This window comes from Mesorhizobium sp. M0244 (genome assembly GCF_040321795.1).
In the GTDB taxonomy this organism is placed as follows: Bacteria; Pseudomonadota; Alphaproteobacteria; order Rhizobiales; family Rhizobiaceae; genus Mesorhizobium.
The window spans coordinates 1-17628 of record NZ_JAMYSE010000118.1; the positions used below are offsets into that span (position 1 = coordinate 1).

A 17628-nucleotide genomic window follows, 5' to 3' on the forward strand; every position below is an offset into this window, starting at 1 on the left:
CTCAGCCTATCCCCGAACTCGAAACCGACCAATGGATCGTCACCCATCATGAGGAACGTCACTCCCCGCCGGTACGAAAAGTCGCCGACCGGATTGCCGGCTTGATGCGGGCGCACCAGCCGCTGTTTCGCGGCGAGACGCCGATCCAGTAAGCTCCAGGCGTCGATCGGCCGCCAGCTGAGCCGCACGCTGGCACTCATGCCCTGGCCGGGCTCCAGCGCCGTCAGGCCTTGGCCGTGATGCGCGTCGACCGGATGTGACACCGGTTCTCGACCGCTAGATAGCGGGTCTAAGCGATTGGTTTCATTGTCAGCTTCCGTCCAGATTTGTTGCGGGAATGCCCACCGCGTTACTCCTGCTATGGAGATGCCTAGGATTTTCGCGATCTCTGCATCTTCTTGCCGCGTGCCGCCCAGTGGATGAGCGGCACGCCCGGCAAGGCTTGAATACAGGAACGAATTCCACTTGGAAGCTGGTACGCCGACAATCTATTCAGCGGCCTCAACGAACTGAACTGGGATGTAATTCAGGATAGGCCCGAGCCACCGCTCGACCTCCGCAATTGGCATGTCTTTGCGCCGTGCATAGTCCTCCACCTGATCGCGCTCGATCTTGGCCACCCCGAAATAGTAGCTTTCCGGATGGGCGAGATAGATGCCGGAAACCGAGGAGCCGGGCCACATGGCATAGCTTTCGGTCAAGGTGACCCCTGCGTGGCGTTCGCCGCCGAGCAGCCTGAACAGTGTCGCCTTCTCGGTATGGTCGGGCTGCGCCGGATAGCCGGGCGCCGGCCTGATGCCGCAATAGGGTTCGCCGATCAGATCCTCCGGGGCCAGGTTCTCGTCCGGCGCATAGCCCCACAACTCTTTTCGGACACGCTCGTGCAGCCGCTCGGCGAAGGCTTCGGCGAAGCGGTCGGCGAGCGCCTTCACCATTATCGAGGAATAATCGTCATTGGCCCGCTCGAAACGCTCGGCGATCGCTACTTCCTCGATGCCGGCGGTCACGATGAAGCCGCCGAGATAATCGGCCTTGCCACTTTCGAACGGCGCGACGAAATCCGACAGGGCGACGTTGGCCTTGCCGTCGCGCTTGGTCAGTTGCTGGCGCAGCGTGAAGAAGGTCGCCAGCTCCTGCGAACGCGTGTCGTCGGTGAAAAGCCTGATGTCGTCGCCGACGGCGTTGGCCGGCCAGAAGCCGATCACGCCTTTCGGTGCGAACCATTTTTCCGCGATGATCTGCTTCAGCATCGCCTGTGCATCCTCGAAGAGCTGGCGCGCCGCCGGCCCTTGTGCCTCGTCTTCGAGAATCTTCGGATAGCGCCCCCTCATCTCCCAGGTCTGGAAGAACGGCGTCCAGTCGATATAGCGGGCGAGTTCGGCGAGGTCCCAGGTGTCGAAAACCTGCAGCCCAAGGAAGGAGGGTTTTTGCGGGACATAGCCCGACCAGTCGATCTTGTGGGCGTTTGCCCTTGCCTTGGCGAGCGGTAGGCGCAGCTTGTCGGCTTCGCTGCGCGCATGCGCGTCGGCCACCTTCCTGTATTCGGCACGCACCGTGTCGACAAAGCCGCCCTTGGCATCGTTGGACAGCAATGACGAGACGACGCCGACGGCGCGGCTGGCATCTGTGACGTAGACCGTCTGGCCGCGCTCATAGCGCGGGTGGATCTTGACCGCCGTGTGAACGCGGCTGGTCGTGGCGCCGCCAATCAGCAACGGAATGTCGAAACCTTCGCGCTCCATTTCGGAGGCGACATGCGCCATCTCGTCGAGCGACGGCGTGATCAGGCCGGAGAGGCCGATGATGTCGACGTTTTGCTCGCGCGCCGTCTGCAGAATCTTGGTCGCCGGCACCATGACGCCGAGATCGATGATCTCGTAGTTGTTGCAGGCGAGCACGACGCCGACGATGTTCTTGCCGATGTCGTGGACGTCGCCCTTGACCGTCGCCATCAGGATTTTTCCGGCGGTCTGGCGTTCGCCGGTGTCGATGCCGTTGGCGGCGTTGGCCAGCTTCTCGGCTTCCATGTGCGGCAGCAGCCCGGCGACCGCCTGTTTCATCACGCGCGCGGACTTGACCACCTGCGGCAGGAACATCTTTCCGGCACCGAACAGGTCGCCGACGACGTTCATGCCGGCCATCAGCGGGCCCTCGATGACATGCAGCGGGCGCTCGGCGGCAAGCCGCGCCTCGTCGGTATCGGCGTCGATGAACTCGGTTATGCCGTTGACCAGCGCATGCGAAATGCGCTTGTCGACAGTCCACTCCCGCCAGGCGAGATCGCGTTCCTTGGCCTCCTTGCCGGCGGTTCCCTTGAAGCGCTCGGCAAGTTCCAGCATCCGCTCGGTGGCGCTGCCGCCGCCCGCCGGCTGGCGGTTGTTGACGACGTCCTCGCAGGCTTCGCGCAGGTCCGGATCGATCGATTCGTAGACGGCAAGTTGGCCGGCATTGACGATGCCCATGTCCATGCCGGCTTGGATGGCGTGGTAGAGGAACACGGCATGCATGGCCTCGCGCACCGGTTCGTTGCCGCGAAACGAGAAGGACAGATTCGAGACGCCACCCGAAATGTGGACGTGAGGCAAGGTCCGGATGATCTCCCGCGTCGCCTCAATGAAGTCGACCCCGTAATTGTTGTGCTCATCGATGCCGGTGGCGATGGCGAAGATGTTCGGGTCGAAAACGATATCTTCCGGCGGGAAGCCGGCCTGCTCGGTCAGGAGCTTGTAAGCGCGGGTGCAGATGGCGACTTTTCGCGCCTGCGTGTCCGCCTGGCCTTCCTCGTCGAACGCCATGACGACGACAGCCGCGCCATAGGCGCGCACCAGCTTCGCATGATGTAGGAAGGCCCCCTCGCCTTCCTTCATCGAGATGGAATTGACCAGCGGCTTACCCTGCACGCATTTCAGGCCGGCCTCGATGATCTCCCATTTCGAACTGTCGATCATCACCGGCACGCGGGCGATGTCCGGCTCGGCGGCGATCAAGCTGAGATATTCGACCATCGCCTTCTTCGAATCGATCAGACCCTCGTCCATGTTGATGTCGACGATCTGGGCACCATTGGAGACCTGATCGCGCGCGATGTCGAGGGCGGCGGGGTAGTCGCCGGCGGTGATCAGTTTCCTGAATTTCGCCGAGCCGGTGACGTTAGTGCGCTCGCCGACATTGACGAACGGAATTTCCTTGGTGAGCGTGAAGGGTTCCAGACCTGACAGGCGCATTTTGCGCTCGATCTCCGGAATGGCGCGCGGCGGATATTTCCTCACCGCCGCTGCGATGGCGCGGATGTGGTCCGGCGTCGAGCCGCAGCAGCCGCCGACGACATTGACCAATCCGTCGCTCGCGAATCCTTCGATCTGCGCCGCCATGAATTCCGGGCTCTCGTCGTAGCGGCCGAACTCGTTGGGCAGGCCGGCATTGGGATAGGCACAGGTGAAGGTGTTGGCGACGCCGGAAATCTCGGCGAGATGTGCGCGCATGGCGTTGGCGCCGAGCGCGCAGTTGAGGCCGACTGTGAACGGATTGGCGTGGCGGATCGAATGCCAGAAGGCCGTCGGTGTCTGGCCCGACAGCGTGCGGCCCGACAGGTCGGTGATCGTGCCCGAGATCATGACCGGAAGATGCACGCCCTTTTCGAGGAATATCTCGTTGCAGGCGAAGATCGCCGCCTTGGCGTTCAGCGTGTCGAAGATCGTCTCGATCAGGATGATGTCGGCGCCGCCGTCGATCAGGCCGCGCAACTGCTCGCCATAGGCGATGCGCAGATCGTCGAAGCTGACGGCGCGATAGCCGGGGTTGTTGACGTCCGGCGACATCGAGGCGGTGCGGTTGGTCGGTCCCAGCGCGCCGGCGACGAAGCGTCGCTTGCCGTCTTCCTGTTGGGCGCGAATGCAGGCCCGCCGCACCAGACGGGCTCCGTCCCGGTTAAGGTCATAGACCGCGTCCTCCATGCCGTAATCGGCCTGGGCGATCGGCGTGGAGGAGAAGGTGTTGGTCTCGATGATGTCCGCGCCGGCAATCGCGTACTGGTAGTGGATTTCCTCGATCGCTTTCGGCTGCGTCAGGATCAGCAGGTCGTTGTTGCCCTGCTGATGGCAGGCGCAGCCGACGAACTTGTCGCCGCGGAACTGTTCCTCCTTGAAGCCAAGCCCCTGGATCTGCGTGCCCATCGCGCCGTCGAGAATGAGGATTCGTTCGCGCGCGGCCGATTCCAAGGCAGAACGAATCTCCGATCCATCCGCTTTGGCGACGACGGGTCCGAAAAGGGAATCCAAGGATGATTCAGAATGCACCGCAGTGAGCCTCGGCTTCAAAGATCATACACTGTGACATAAACATATCTTTATGTCAATATATGATGTGCTCATCGTAACCTTTGATACGTCATCTCATTCCCCCAAATTCCGTCAGGGCGCGACGCACAGCATCGGGACGACCTCCCGCAGACAGCGTTGAATCTCTCCAGTCTTGCCTTCAGATGTTCCTCTGGTCTATCAGAATCGGGCGTTAGGCTGGAACGAGCGGTCCGGGCCGGAGCCCGTGAAGGCTTTTGAGTATGCCTTTCATATTTTGTACTTTGGTGGGCCCGGAGGGTGTTCAGAAAGCGATAAAAATCAATTTCTTAGAGATCAGTGGGACTTCAGAGTATTCAAATCTTTTCCAATGTTTTTCGATGTTGTTGTCCCACTCAGAAGTGCCTCAGTCCACCAAGCCGACGCACTGAACGCCTCACTCGGAAGGGAGGTTTGCGCAAGGCGAAAGGAAGATCGCGTCGGTGTGCAGCCTTCCTGAGAAAGGTCGCGGTAGCGCCAACTGCTGACGCTCAGCGCGAAGACATCAATGTTCTGTTATGGGGCCGTCAGAGGACCGGCCGCTTCTCGCGCCAAGAAAGCGATAGCAGACATGCAACTAGGTGGTACAAAGTCTCTAGCGTGACCCTTTCGAGACATTTGCGTGCGGCATTTGCGTCTCGAAAGCGGTTCTTTAGTGCTACCAGCACCAACGACCGTCTGCGGTCGTTCAGAACACGGGTTACCGTCTCTAAACCGGATATTGGACCGGGCAGCCGCCGGAAACTGATCGAATGGAGGTGATCGCCTGTCAGGAGGCGTTCAAAAACGACCTACGACCGCGATCTTCATCGCGGCCGTTTTCATGGTGTCATTCCCGGCTATGCTGACAAGTTCTTTATGATCGGCAGCTTGCGGATCGTCTTGCCCGTCGCCGCCCGTAGCGCGTTGGCGACGGCCGGGCCGATCGGCGGCACACCCGGCTCGCCAACGCCCGTGGGCGGCTCGTCGGACGGCACAATGTGCACCTCGACGCGCGGCATCTGCTCGATCCTGAGCGGCATATAGGTGTCGTAGTTCTCTTGGTCTACGACACCGCCCGTCAGGGTCAGCTCCTCCTGGAGGATCGCGCCTAGCCCGAAGCCGATACCGCCCTCCATCTGAGCGCGGATCTGGTCAGGATTTATCGCGGTGCCGCAATCTACCGCGCAGACGACGCGGTCGACTTTGAAATCATTTCCATCGTTGAAGGTGATCTCCACCACCTCGGCGACATAGGTCGAGAGGCTTTCATGCAGGGCCACGCCGCGGAAACGGCCTTCCTGCAGAGGCTTGTCCCAGCCTGCCTTCTCAGCAGCCAATTTCAGCACGCCGGCATGCCGTGGATGGTGACCGAGCATCGACAAGCGGAAGTCGACCGGATCACGGTTCGCAGCGGCGGCGAGCTCATCGATCAGGGTTTCCATTGCGTAAGCGGTGTGGGTGGAGCCTACCGAACGCCACCACAGCACTGGGATGTTCACGTCCGTGGTGGTCAGCTCGACCTTCAGGTTCGGGATCGCATAGGGCAGGTTGGTGGCGCCCTCCACGGAGGTCGGATCGATGCCGTTCTCGATCATCGCCGCAAAGGGCGAACCGCCCGCGATCGATTGGCCCACGATGTGGTCATGGAGAGCGACGACATTGCCTTCCTTGTCGAGCCCCGCCTCGACTGCGTGCACATAGGTCGGCCGGTACCGCCCACCCCGCATGTCGTTCTCGCGGGTCCACTGCACCTTCACTGGCTTGCCGGGTCCCAGCGCACGCGCTGTGGAAACAGCTTCGATAATGAGATCTGCGTCCGAGACCGCTCGGCGGCCGAAGCTGCCGCCGGTCTTCATCACGTGCAGCCTCACCTTGTCCGGCGTGGTGCCGCCTACTTGAGCGGCAGCCGCCTGATAAAGGTCGGGCATCTGGTGTCCGCCCCAGACGTCGATGGTGCCGTCTTCGTTGATTCGGGCGGCCGCGTTGAGTGGCTCGATCGAAGCATGGACAAGATAGGGGAATTCGTAGTGCCCTTGGATGACTTTCTCAGCACTGGCCAACGCTGCGGGAGTGTTCCCGTCGTCGCGCGCGGTGGCCGCGCCCGGATCGTCTGCTGCCTTAGTGTATTCGGCCATGATCTCGGCCGTGCCGCGCCTTTCGGCCTTCTCTTCGTTCCAGGTCACCTCCACGAGATCGCGGCCCTTGAGCGCCGTCCACATGTCCCTGCCGACCACGGCAATGCCGCGCGGCGTCTGGACGACATCGACAATGCCGTCGAGTGCCTTGGCCTTGGAGGCGTCGAAGCTCTCGATCTCAGCGCCGAACTTCGGCGGATGGATCATAACGGCCGTATTGAGTCCATCCATCTTGAGGTCGATCGTGTAGGTCTGCGCGCCATTGGTCTTGCCGGCGGAATCGTAGCGCTTGAGGCTGTCCGATCCGATCTGGGCCCAGTTGTCGCGCGGCTTTAGCGGCACGTCGTCGGGAACCGGCATTCCCGCTGCGGCTTCAGCCAGGTCACCGAAGCGCGCCTGCATCCCTGAGGCGTGCGACACGACCCCGGAAGCGACTGTGATCTCGCCGGCTGGCACGTCCCACCGCTGCGCCGCGGCCGCCACCAGCATGGCCCGTGCGGCAGCACCCGCCTTGCGGTAGCGCTCCCACGACGAGCTCATCGACGTGGAGCCACCGGTTCCCTGCGCGGCCCCGCCCCAGGCGAGATTGCCGTAGAGCGCGGTATTGCCATATCCGCCGACCACGTGGACCTGCGCCCAGGCGCCGTCGAGCTCTTCCATAACCAGGGTGGCGATGCCGAAATAGGAGCCTTGTCCCATCTCGAACTGCGACGAGTGGATGACGATTCGGTTCTCCGGTGTGATCTCGACATAAGTCTGGAAGGGGTTCGCCTGGACCGCTGCAGGCGTCGTTTGTGCGTTGGCGGGCGCGGCCATCATTAGCCGGTAGCCCACGGCGAAGCCCGCGGTGGTGACGGCCGTGCCGAGGAGGAACTGGCGCCGCGTGGGCCCCACGGCATTATGCTTCGGGAGAAACTGCAACATGCCTCAAGTCTCCAGCCGGTTGGCGGTCTCGTGGATGGCCGCGCGGATGCGATGATAGGTGGCGCAGCGGCAGAGATTGCCGCTCATCGCCGAATCAATATCATCGTCCGTCGGCTTCGGCGTCTCTGTCAGGAGGGCCACGGCCGACATGATCTGGCCAGACTGGCAATAGCCGCATTGAGGTACGTCGAACTCGGCCCACACGGCCTGGACCGTTTCGCCGATCTTGCCCGACACGCCCTCAATGGTGGTGATCGAGGCTCCTTCGATGTCGCCGACTGGGGTCTGGCACGAGCGCGTCGGCATGCCGTTAACGTGAACCGTGCAAGCGCCGCACTGGGCAAGGCCGCAACCGAATTTCGTTCCTGTGAGTCCGATGCCGTCACGGATCGCCCAGAGCAGCGGCATCTCTGGATCGACGTCGAGTGTTCGCGCCTCGCCATTGAGGGTAAAAGCGACCATGGCTTGCTCTCCTTGTCCTGAGCTGGCTATCTCGTTGCGCCTCCGCCCGGCTAGGAACCGGAGTCTTCTTGCTGAGGCATAGCGACCACAGACTAGGATCGCGCAGCTCGAGCAACAAGCCGCTAGCTGGCAATCGCGAGATCGTGAAGTGGCTCGTGTCGAAAGGCTGGAGGCAACTGAATGTCATTTTTGGGCCCACCGGCCGGTCAGTTTCCGGCTCGATGACCTGGTTGGCAGTCATTCCGCTTCTAAGCCTAAACCCCAGACATGAACTGTAGCAGCATCATAAAAGACGACATCAAGAGGCGATTTTTCGTTGCGCTGCACCGCTAGCTCGTTCCCGTGGTTCATGATCCGCTGGTTATCCGCGGATGCTGGTTCACTCTAGATGCCAACACAGAGCTTGCGAAACTTGCCACGCGCTATGCGGTTAAGGATGTGGTCGTCGTTCGTAGCGAGCGAATGGCCGAAAATGAAGAAGCAATGGCTGGCGGTCTTCACATTCGCGGTGAACTGCTTGAAGCCTTGGTACAGGTAGGCATTGTGACGGATCTTCGCTTTCTTCTGGGCGCTGGTGGGCTGATGAAGGGCGGCTTAGGGTCATGATTTCCGGTTCATTGCGCTGCAATGACCGATGAGTCACAGACGCTGCATTTCGCGCTAGACCGCAGCTGCGGTATTCTCGATCATACGCTCAGCCATCCTATTCGCACCTCGTTGCCGCCGTTCGCCGCACCTATCGATCGGAGGCCTTCCAGCCTCGCGATAGCCGCGCTATGGGCTGCACACAACCTGACGACGAACAGGAGCAAGATTGGACATAGAAGCCCAGCACAAGATCGCCCTCCCCCTGTCCTTGCTCGTTTTCATGCGAAAACAATCAAACTGAGTGCTGCGGGGATAGCGAGGTCGATTTGGCCCACTTCAGAGCGAAGTCGGCCATAAGCCATTGATATAATTTTGGTGGGCCCTGAGGGTGCTTGGAAAGTCAGAATATCAAAGGCTATTCGACAGTGGGACTGTGTTGCGTTACTATGCTCTCCGGTCTTTTCCGGTTGATTTGTCCCACCCTGATGCCGATTGCGGTCATTCGCCGCTGCCTTGGTCAATTCCCGATTCCACAAGCATCCTGTCCTGAGTGGGCAGACGGCCTTCCTGGTGGTAATTAGTCAGCGACACGTTGACCGTTCTCGTCATGCGCGGGTGAAATCTACGTTCGACCATATACGTCGTCGAAGCGAACGATATCATCCTCGCCGAGATAATCGCCGCTCTGCACTTCAATGATCACCAGGTCAATTCTGCCTGGGTTCTCCAGCCGATGCTTATGGCCGCAGGGGATGTAGGCTGATTCGTTTGTCGCCAGGAACAACTCCTGCTCGCCATTGACGATTTTCGCGGAGCCGCTGACCACGACCCAGTGCTCCGAACGATGATAGTGCATCTGCAGGCTCAGCTGCCGACCGGGTTTCACCTCGATGCGTTTGATCTTGAAGCGCTCGCCTTCCTCAAGAACCGTGTACCTACCCCACGGCCGGTGTACCGTGCTATGGACCAGGTGAGCTTCATTTCCGGAAGCCTTGAGGCCCTCGAACAGCTTCTTGACGTCCTGAACGCGGTCGCGGGATGCGACGAGCAAAGCATCCGGGGAATCCACGATCACCAGATCGCTGACGCCGACCGTTCCGATGACGCGCTTGTCGGAGCTCACGTAGCTGCCGGTCGTGTCGACCATGTGAACATCGCCGCGGATCCTGTTCCCGCTTTCGTCGGGGGCGATCAAATCGGCCATTGCGTTCCAGGATCCAATGTCGTTCCAACCCATGTCGCAGGGAACCACGGCAAGTTTATTCGTCTTCTCCATGACAGCGTGGTCGAGCGAGATTCGCGGCGCGGAGCCGAAATGCTCAGGCGCGAGTTCGATTTTGGCAAAGCCTTCGCCTTGACTGAACCGGCCGTTCTCGTAGCTGTCGGAGACGGCCTGGATCACCGCGGGGCAATGCGATGCCATCTCGTCGAGCATGGTTTGTGCGCTAAAGCAGAAAATGCCGGCATTCCAGAAGAAGCGCTTGGACGCGACATAGGCTTTGGCTGTGTCTAGATCCGGTTTTTCAACGAAACGGACGACTTTCTCACCATCCGCTTCGATATAGCCGAATGCCGTGTCCGGTCTGGTTGGGGTGATGCCCAATGTGGCGATCCGCCCGAGCTTCGCATGTTCGATTGCCCGGCCCATGACGTCTAAAAATACAGGCAGGTTTCCAACCATGTGATCGGCCGGGAAGACGCATAGAATTGCGTCAGCGCCTTGCGTTGCCCGGGCATGGATCGCGGCTGCCGCCACGGCGGCGGCCGTATCCCGGCCTTCAGGCTCGAGCAGAAACGTGCGTGGCAGAACCACGGACTCTAGTTCGTCGAAGTCGTCCTTGGTAAGGAAGAGGTGTTCCCCAGATGTCACGGCGACGAGTTCCACTACGCCCTTTATCGAACCGGCGCGCAACACAGTGTGCTGCATCAGTGAATGCCCGTCTGCCACTTTGAGGAAAGGTTTAGGGTGCGATTGCCTTGAGGCGGGCCATAGCCGCGATCCGGCTCCGCCGCTGATGATGACGGGAACCACTTTCATATAACAACCTCGATTTCGTCTCTGGAGTGATTGCCCGCGCCCTTTCGAGCGTTAGCGTCACGATCGCCGTCGCTCTGGCTTGGTCTGCGGTCTCCGAGTAACAGCGAAGTTCTGGCGCGTTGCCGAACGGCCTCAGATGACGACGCTATCGGTATCGTACGACGCTTCCATGGCCTCGATGAGAAATGATGACATTCAACTAGCCTGTTGGTTGCATCCGCCGAATTGTGCAGGTGGCGGGTCTTAACTGAGACCAGAGATTCTTTGGCTGTCTTCTATCAAAATCAAACGACTTGGCTCCTTCAGATCGAACTCAATTACGCGTGGTACGAAAAGGCGTGCATATCGTGTAAAGGCGCTCGTCGGAGGAAACCGAATTACAGTATCGCAGCGCCCGAGAAGATACATCTCAACGAGGGCGGAAATTCCGCCGTCAATCCCAAGTGCTGCAGTGTGTAAGGGGCCATCTTGATCGGATCGGAAATGCTTGGGGACGGTGAGAAGATCGGGAAACCTGGCCGACAGGTGATCCAGGATCTGCGCGCTGTCCGTGCACAAGAACAGCCGCACAGGCTTGGGGTGCGGTAACGCTTTAGCCTTATCAACCGCAGTGCACACTTGTCGAACGGCGAACTCCGGATCGGCCCAGTAGGGCGCATGTTCCATGATGTCTTCACCGTTACCATGTCGAACATGAACCCCGATGATGCTGTGCCCCTCAAAACATTCTTGGTAAATGGCATCTATGCGTGTTTGAATTTCAGACCGAGGCTTGACACTCTGGAAGACCTGCCGCTCGGCATCCTCATCGCAGCGCCACATCAAGCAAGCGTCACACACTACTGTGTTCGCTTCGACATCCTGTTCGGCCTGAAAGAGCTCGCCCAACTCGTCGCGCTCTTGGAAAATCTGCTCATCTGGGCGGTAAAGGCAGTCGATCGCTGGCCTATTCCACCACTCCGGGAAGAATGGACCCGGGAAGGAAAAGTCGTTGATCCGGTCGTCGCAAATAGCCGGTACGCCAGCGATGTCATTGATCGGTTGGAAGAAAACCGGAAAGGCGTTTGTGAAGGGTTGGTCGAGATAGCAGGACCCGCGCCAGTCGACGGCTAACGTTCGTCCCGACCGCTGAGCGTAGCGCCAAGCGGCCGCCAGCGACCACAGACAATCACCGAACCCCGTACGCCTCTGAGAGACGACGAACCTGCGCTTTACCAATCCACTGACCTGCATTTTCGGAAATCTCGTTTCAGAGACGAGGTTGCATCTGGCTTGGGATCTCTTAATCGATACTAGTCGACCGTTACGCCGGGCGATTTGGTAGAGGCTGCGCGTGGGGCAGAAGAGCTCCCTCAGCACTGCCTATCCTTATCTCTGTGACGCTCGCAAATCTTGACGCCGGGTACACTCGCTTCCGGTTTAAATTCAGCGTTCTTTAATGCGCCCGGCGACATCTGTAAAATTGAGTGAGTGAATGTGGCCCATCCATGCGATGGATACTAACGCGTTCCTTGACGATGAGCCTCTGGTGACGTGGGCCGCGCTTGCTAAGCGAAACAGCCGGTCGATGCAGTCCACAAAGTCCCTTTTTCAAGTCCAATTCTTAACTGCCTCAACGTAACATGTCATTTGCGCGCGTTTCAGTGAAGGACGCAATGCAGGACCCGCCAGCCGTCGAATGTCAGGCGCAGGCCATCCACGTCATTTGTGGCCATCATGGCGTCCGGTCCCACCAAAAGATGCGACACGGCGCCCTCTGACGCTTTCAAGTGCGCCAACATGGCGCAACTCCTGCCGGATAGCTTTCGAGCCGGCTGGATTGAGCGACTTGGCACGCGATGCTGTGCGACGACGGCCGAGAGAGGAATTTTGGCGTCTGCAGCCATGTGGAGGATCGTTCCGACGGTTCTGCGGGTTCTCGGTGTCAGAGCCGACACCTGTGCGAACCCGCTCTCGTCCGTTTTCCACAGGCCCTTGAGGTTCATGACCCTGTTGTTCGCCGAGATCACCCGCCAGTTCAGCGATCCAGGTGAAGATCGGCACGCCTGTCGATGCGGCGATCATCGCCTCGGCCAGCGAAGATGATGAAGAGGGCCATTGGGTCAAGTACAAGCGCCGATCAGCGTTTCATTGCTTCAAAGCCCATTTCGGTGCCTACGCCGATACGGCCCTTGTCGAGGAGATCGCCGTCACGGCGCCCACACCGACGGCAACGTCGTTCCTGATGCTCTGCCCGACAATCCCGGCGAAGTGTTTGCCGACAGCGCCTACCGAGGCAATCATCTCGGCGACGCGGTGCGCGCCAAGGGTGGAAGGCCGCGCATCGTCGCAACCGCTATGTGGGGCGACGAGGCCGAAAGCTCGACGCCTGGAACCAACCGATCCACAGAATTTGTACTCGGATCGAGAAGATCTTCGGCACCTGTAGCCGGATGCGATGGCGAGGGCTGGCAAAGGCGGCCGTTCAAATTCGCCGCACTGCGATCGCCTACAGTATGAAACACAGTTTGTTGGTCGCCTCGTCCCACCGTTTTCGGGCTAGCGCGCCCGAAATTTCTTGGAGGTCAATACGTAATGCCCTACCCGGCTTTTCACCGCCGTCTCAGATGTGCGGTTCGCCCGAAGCACCCGACTGCCACGAACTTTGTCTTCGCGCGGAGCGAAACCTCGCGCCCACGACTTTGTGCCGCCGATGGTGCCGCGCTGCCCTGTTAAACAATCCATTTTATGGATGCACCTCATCCAAACAATCGATTTCACCGATCAAAACAATTTCCATTAGAAGACGCTGAAGCAGGCAAAGATTACTTGGTCAGCGCAAAAGAGGCATGGTGGAGTGCTAGTGTGGGTTGGACCCACATGCTCGCCATTTTATCTGGGAACTGCTACGTGCCCTGCTGGCGCAGGGCAATACGATTCTACTGGCCACCCACTTCGTGGAAGAAGCGGAGCGGCTATGCAACCGACTGTGCGTGCTTGAGAACGGATGTAGAATCCCAGAAGGGCGTCCTAACTCGCTGATTGATGAGCAAATCGGGTGCGACGTGATTGAAATGTATGTCGCTCACCCCGTGAGCTGAGTTCGGCACTCAGGCCGCATGTGCGACTTAGGCACGTTAGCGGCGAGACTCTGTTTTGCTATGCCTCGAAGCAGAAGCAGGTGTGCTCGCTGGCTGACACTGTCAATGACGAGCTCCGCGCCACATCTGTCGAAATCCTACCATAGGGTATGGGGCGGGCCGCAGTTTGCTGGCGGTGTGGCGAGCCAGATTCGAAACTTCAACTACCATAGAGCAGGAAGAAAATGGGCGAGAACAGGAAAGTTGCTCTGGTTACGGGCATAACGGGACAGGATGGTGCCTATCTCACGCGTCTTCTGCTGGAAAAAGGCTACGTCGTTCATGGGATTAAGCGACGTTCCTCTTCCTTCAACACGGGTCGCATCGAAGACATCTACCAAGACCCGCACGATCCCGATCCGCGCCTAATTTTGCATTACGGTGACCTCACTGATGCGACTAATCTCATCCGCGTAGTTCAGGAATCCCAGCCAGACGAGATTTACAACTTGGCCGCTCAGAGCCATGTCCAGGTGTCGTTCGAAACGCCGGAATACACAGCAAACGCCGACGGTATCGGAACATTGCGACTTCTTGAGGCGATCCGCCTCCTCGGTCTGAAGGACAAGACCCGCTTCTATCAGGCCTCGACTTCAGAGCTCTACGGCCTCGTACAATCCGTACCGCAGAACGAAACAACGCCCTTTTATCCGCGCAGCCCTTACGCCGCCGCCAAGCTCTACGCCTACTGGATCGTGATCAACTATCGGGAGGCCTATGGTATCCATGCTTCCAACGGCATTCTCTTCAATCATGAAAGCCCACTGCGCGGCGAAACTTTTGTGACGCGCAAGATCACCCGCGCCGCCGCTGCTATCTACCTCGGCAAGCAGGACAAGCTTTATCTCGGCAATCTCGATGCTCAACGCGATTGGGGCCATGCGCGTGAGTACGTGCGTGGTATGTGGATGATGATGCAGCAGGATCAACCGGATGATTACGTGCTGGCGACGGGCAAGACGACCCCTGTCCGCCAATTCGTCGAATGGGTTTTCGAAGATGTCGGCGTCGAGCTCGAATGGCGTGGTGAGGGAGTCGACGAAAAGGGCTATGATGTCGAGACCGGCAGATGCCTAGTCCAGGTAGACCCACGCTACTTCCGCCCCACGGAAGTCGATCTTCTCCTGGGCGATGCCACCAAGGCGAAGGAGAAGCTCGGCTGGGTGCATGAGACATCCGTGCGCGAGCTCGCCGCGGAAATGGTGCGGGAAGACCTCAAGGTCATGCAGACATCGGTAATCATGAAGGAAGCATAATGTACGATCTGAAGGGAAAAGCCGTGTGGGTCGCGGGCCACAAGCATGGTGGGCAGCGCTGTTGTAGGCCGCCTCGCGTCTGAAGACTGCAAAGTTATGGCCGCCCTGACGTTTCCCCCAAATTTTGTCCAGTCGTGAGTTCGTTTCCGGGGGTGGATTTGCCCTGATGGCCGGTGGACGCGACGGGTGCTGGCGCGGAGCGTTTCACGTTGCGCAGCGCGAGCGACCGTCGCGGGTTGAAGGTCGATGCACATTCGTTGGGTGTCTGCCATCCGATGTGCGAGTGCGGACGCGCGCCGTTGTAATCGGCGCGCCATACATTGAGCCTCGCGCGGGCCTGGGCCAGGGACGTGAACCGCGTATCGTTGAGGAGTTCATCGCGAAGGGGGCCGTTGAAGCTCTCGCGTTAGGGTCCTAGCCACTCCGACTGTGAACTCGCGGAAGCGATTTACGGCAAGCGCACACAGCAGCTCGTCCACGGCGTTCGTACATGAAGTTTGGAAACTTATCATACTGGTACACACCTCCATGGGGGAACATTATCTCCAATATCTCAGCGATTACCGCATCTGCCTTCACCTACCTCGGCCTAGTGCAGAATCTTGGCCGAATGAACTCGGCGCTCTTGCTGCACACCAATGGTCCGTCCCGCGCGAAGTGCGATCATACCGCCGCAGCTTACCTTCAAATCCGGCACTGGCGAGGATCTAGATCCAAGCCGACGGCGCCGGGCATCAAAAAAAAACCGCCGACCGAAGCCAGCGGGCTTGATTGGGATGGCCCGCGCGGACGGTCAAGGCTGCGCCGGCCGACCATGGCGGAGGGACCACCTTGGTCAACGGCACGGCCCGATGACGGCGTGCCGATGTACCACAACATGCGGCGAGATAGAGCCTTCCGGCGTCGCGGAAAAAAGCCCGCCAGTTTTGGGCCAGCGGGCAAGTTCTGGAGTGGCTGAGATCAACCCAGCATCAGTCAACGACCGGCGGAAGGGTTGGTTGCAGTGGATGCCAGCTAGCCGCAGCATGCTGTGAATCGTAGCAAAGTGAAAAACAAAACTCTGGACTTCTAGGTCGGACTCGCCCCAATATTTGTTTGGGGGATTCACATGAAAATTGGAGCACTCATCGCAAGTGCAGCCCTGTGCGTCAGCGGCTGCTCTACGAGCGCTGTCGTGTCGGACAGCGATCTCACGGCAATGAATACCGTTGCGCTATGTCACGTTCTCGCCAGCAGCACGGACGAACAGTATCGTAGCAGGGTAGCGGCCCTTCTAGTGCGCAGGGGCGCAACAGCAGAGAAGTGCACCAGGCTTGTGCAAACCGACAATGCTGTCGCGGCAGGCATAGCGATCGCGGCTGTCGGCGGCGCAGCTGTGGGTGTCGCTGCCAACAACGGCTATGGAGGCGGAACATATTACCGGCCACCGCCACCACAAACCTATGGCGTCGCGTGGGACCAATTCTATGGCCAGAACTACAGCATTATCTGGCGCTGCCGCGACCGGTTCACCGGGCGGTTCCTTGACGATTACTATTGCGCCGGCCTGCCGATGGTTGACAGCGCATGGCCGGGCTGGTCGGCGTAGCGGATGAGCAGGCCATACCGCAAATATCGATTCAATCGGTGGCAGAGACCCACCGGTGCGAAGCTGTGGCGGCGCCAACTTGCGAGCGTGCCGGCAATGCTCGGTCTTACGGCAGCGGCGGCACTGGCCGCCTTCCTGGCGCCGTCGGGCGCGCAACGTAGCGACGATGCATCAAAGGCCAGCCCACGAAGGGCGGCGCCCGCCTCGCTTACCGGTGTCGCTTCCGTCATTGACGGCGATACCATCGAAATCCACGGCCAGCGCGTCCGTTTCAACGGCATCGACGCACCAGAGAGCCGGCAGCTGTGCCGCGATCTGAATGGCGCCGAGTATCCTTGCGGCCGGCGATCGGCCGAAGCGCTGGACACTTTCCTGGCCGCGTCGAGGCCGCTCGAATGCACATTCGTGACGTGGGACCGCTATCAGCGCTTTGCCGGCGATTGTCGGCGCGCTGACGGCGCGGGCGTAGCCGCCTGGATGGTCGAGCACGGCCAGGCGCTGGATTGGCCTCGCTACAGCCAGGGCGCCTATGCGGGGCTGCAGGCGCAAGCCCAAGCCTCAAAGATCGGCCTGTGGGCCGGGACGTTTCAGGCACCCTGGGAATGGCGCTCTGCGCACGCCGACGGCGCGGCGCCGTCGAGCCGCCCACTGGGCATCATCAGCCGTAAGCTGGTCGCGCAGAGCGGCTATTCTTGCGAGCCGCGGAGAACGTGCAAACAGATCGGTTCCTGCGACGAAGCCAACTGGTACCTGCAAAACTGCTCATGGGGCGGAAAACTCGATCGCGACAAGGATGGGATCCCATGCGAAACACTCTGCTAGCTGAAATGCCCGCTACGGCCTGTTCGGCTTTCCGCTTACACCGATCTAACGAAGACCATGCATGGGCGGCGCGGTCTGCTAACCCCATTTTTTGACGAGGTAGATAGTGATGGGGTGGACGCCCCCTCGACGGCATCGATGTGCCAGAATGGTGGTGTTTGACAGCCACAGTAAGAGAGGGAGCGTCCACAATGGAAGTTAACACGATCGGGTTGGACCTAGCGAAGAATGTGTTTCAGGCGCATGGAGCCGATGCGGCGGGCGCCATTGTTTTCCGCAAGCAAGTGCGACGCGACAAGGTGCTTGCGTTTCTCGCTGGGCAGCCGGCCTGCTTGGTCGCCATGGAGGCCTGTTCTGGGGCGCATCACTGGGCGCGCGAG

Annotated in this window: 11 protein-coding genes and 3 pseudogenes; 7 read left to right on the top strand and 7 right to left on the bottom strand. The window is 59.8% G+C overall.

The features are described from left to right. Positions 1-488: 488 nt before the first annotated feature. From metH to NKJ08_RS34915, 3 genes are all read right to left on the bottom strand, one after another. Positions 489-4295, bottom strand: coding sequence for a methionine synthase (gene metH, locus NKJ08_RS34905; RefSeq protein ID WP_352778336.1), 3807 nt, complete (start codon positions 4293-4295; stop codon positions 489-491). Positions 4296-5173: 878 nt separating this feature from the next. Further along, a complete protein-coding gene (locus tag NKJ08_RS34910) occupies positions 5174-7375 on the bottom strand; it encodes a xanthine dehydrogenase family protein molybdopterin-binding subunit (RefSeq protein ID WP_352773649.1) in 2202 nt (733 codons plus the stop codon). Between the two features lie 3 nt (positions 7376-7378). After that, positions 7379-7837, bottom strand: coding sequence for a (2Fe-2S)-binding protein (locus NKJ08_RS34915; RefSeq protein WP_352773652.1), 459 nt, complete (start codon positions 7835-7837; stop codon positions 7379-7381). Between the two features lie 342 nt (positions 7838-8179). Between NKJ08_RS34915 and NKJ08_RS39175 the strand changes: the two genes are divergently transcribed. After that, the gene (locus NKJ08_RS39175; protein WP_502898322.1) at positions 8180-8443 is read left to right on the top strand and encodes a hypothetical protein; all 264 of its coding nucleotides are present in this window, start codon (positions 8180-8182) and stop codon (positions 8441-8443) included. A gap of 604 nt (positions 8444-9047) precedes the next feature. On the opposite strand, the gene NKJ08_RS34925 is transcribed toward NKJ08_RS39175, so the two are convergent. The 3 genes from NKJ08_RS34925 to NKJ08_RS34935 form a co-directional block, all read right to left on the bottom strand. Beyond that, a complete protein-coding gene (locus NKJ08_RS34925) occupies positions 9048-10463 on the bottom strand; it encodes a mannose-1-phosphate guanylyltransferase/mannose-6-phosphate isomerase (RefSeq protein ID WP_352785713.1) in 1416 nt (471 codons plus the stop codon). A gap of 243 nt (positions 10464-10706) precedes the next feature. Next, on the bottom strand, positions 10707-11696 hold the full coding sequence (locus NKJ08_RS34930; protein ID WP_352773657.1) for a nodulation protein NodZ: 990 nt from the start codon (positions 11694-11696) through the stop codon (positions 10707-10709). A gap of 407 nt (positions 11697-12103) precedes the next feature. Next, positions 12104-12448 carry a hypothetical protein gene (locus NKJ08_RS34935; protein WP_352785716.1) on the bottom strand — a complete coding sequence of 115 codons (345 nt, stop codon included), beginning with the start codon at positions 12446-12448 and terminating at the stop codon, positions 12104-12106. Positions 12449-12492: 44 nt separating this feature from the next. On the opposite strand from NKJ08_RS34935, the gene NKJ08_RS34940 reads away from it, so the two are divergent. The 3 genes and pseudogenes from NKJ08_RS34940 to gmd all read left to right on the top strand — a co-directional run bounded on the left by NKJ08_RS34940 (position 12493) and on the right by gmd (position 14838). Further along, a complete protein-coding gene (locus tag NKJ08_RS34940) occupies positions 12493-12891 on the top strand; it encodes a hypothetical protein (protein ID WP_352773660.1) in 399 nt (132 codons plus the stop codon). Between the two features lie 418 nt (positions 12892-13309). After that, positions 13310-13626 (top strand): annotated as a pseudogene (locus NKJ08_RS34945) (nodulation factor ABC transporter ATP-binding protein NodI); the annotation flags it as partial. A 141-nt stretch (positions 13627-13767) separates the two neighbouring features. After that, complete coding sequence (gene gmd / locus NKJ08_RS34950) at positions 13768-14838, top strand: GDP-mannose 4,6-dehydratase (protein WP_352773663.1); 1071 nt, start codon at positions 13768-13770, stop codon at positions 14836-14838. Positions 14839-14932: 94 nt separating this feature from the next. Here the strand turns inward: gmd and NKJ08_RS34955 are convergent. Further along, positions 14933-15241: pseudogene (locus tag NKJ08_RS34955) on the bottom strand (integrase core domain-containing protein); the annotation flags it as partial. Positions 15242-15946: 705 nt separating this feature from the next. Here NKJ08_RS34955 and NKJ08_RS34960 point away from each other — a divergent pair. From NKJ08_RS34960 to NKJ08_RS34970, 3 genes and pseudogenes are all read left to right on the top strand, one after another. Continuing rightward, positions 15947-16426 (top strand): hypothetical protein, encoded by a 480-nt coding sequence (locus NKJ08_RS34960; RefSeq protein WP_352785720.1) that lies wholly within the window; start codon positions 15947-15949, stop codon positions 16424-16426. Between the two features lie 96 nt (positions 16427-16522). Continuing rightward, entirely contained in the window at positions 16523-17248 is a 726-nt protein-coding gene (locus NKJ08_RS34965) for an excalibur calcium-binding domain-containing protein (RefSeq protein ID WP_352785723.1), read from the top strand. Between the two features lie 191 nt (positions 17249-17439). Continuing rightward, a pseudogene (locus NKJ08_RS34970) lies at positions 17440-17628 on the top strand (IS110 family transposase); the annotation flags it as partial.

Excerpts from the sequence above, each read along its gene's own strand:
- NKJ08_RS34910 (WP_352773649.1), bottom strand. The coding sequence starts at position 7,375 with ATGTTGCAGTTTCTCCCGAAGCATAATGCCGTGGGGCCCACGCGGCGC.
- NKJ08_RS34960 (WP_352785720.1), top strand. The coding sequence starts at position 15,947 with ATGAAAATTGGAGCACTCATCGCAAGTGCAGCCCTGTGCGTCAGCGGC.
- NKJ08_RS34930 (WP_352773657.1), bottom strand. The coding sequence starts at position 11,696 with ATGCAGGTCAGTGGATTGGTAAAGCGCAGGTTCGTCGTCTCTCAGAGG.
- gmd (WP_352773663.1), top strand. The coding sequence starts at position 13,768 with ATGGGCGAGAACAGGAAAGTTGCTCTGGTTACGGGCATAACGGGACAG.
- NKJ08_RS34935 (WP_352785716.1), bottom strand. The coding sequence starts at position 12,448 with ATGAACCTCAAGGGCCTGTGGAAAACGGACGAGAGCGGGTTCGCACAG.
- NKJ08_RS34915 (WP_352773652.1), bottom strand. The coding sequence starts at position 7,837 with ATGGTCGCTTTTACCCTCAATGGCGAGGCGCGAACACTCGACGTCGAT.
- NKJ08_RS34965 (WP_352785723.1), top strand. The coding sequence starts at position 16,523 with ATGCTCGGTCTTACGGCAGCGGCGGCACTGGCCGCCTTCCTGGCGCCG.
- NKJ08_RS34925 (WP_352785713.1), bottom strand. The coding sequence starts at position 10,463 with ATGAAAGTGGTTCCCGTCATCATCAGCGGCGGAGCCGGATCGCGGCTA.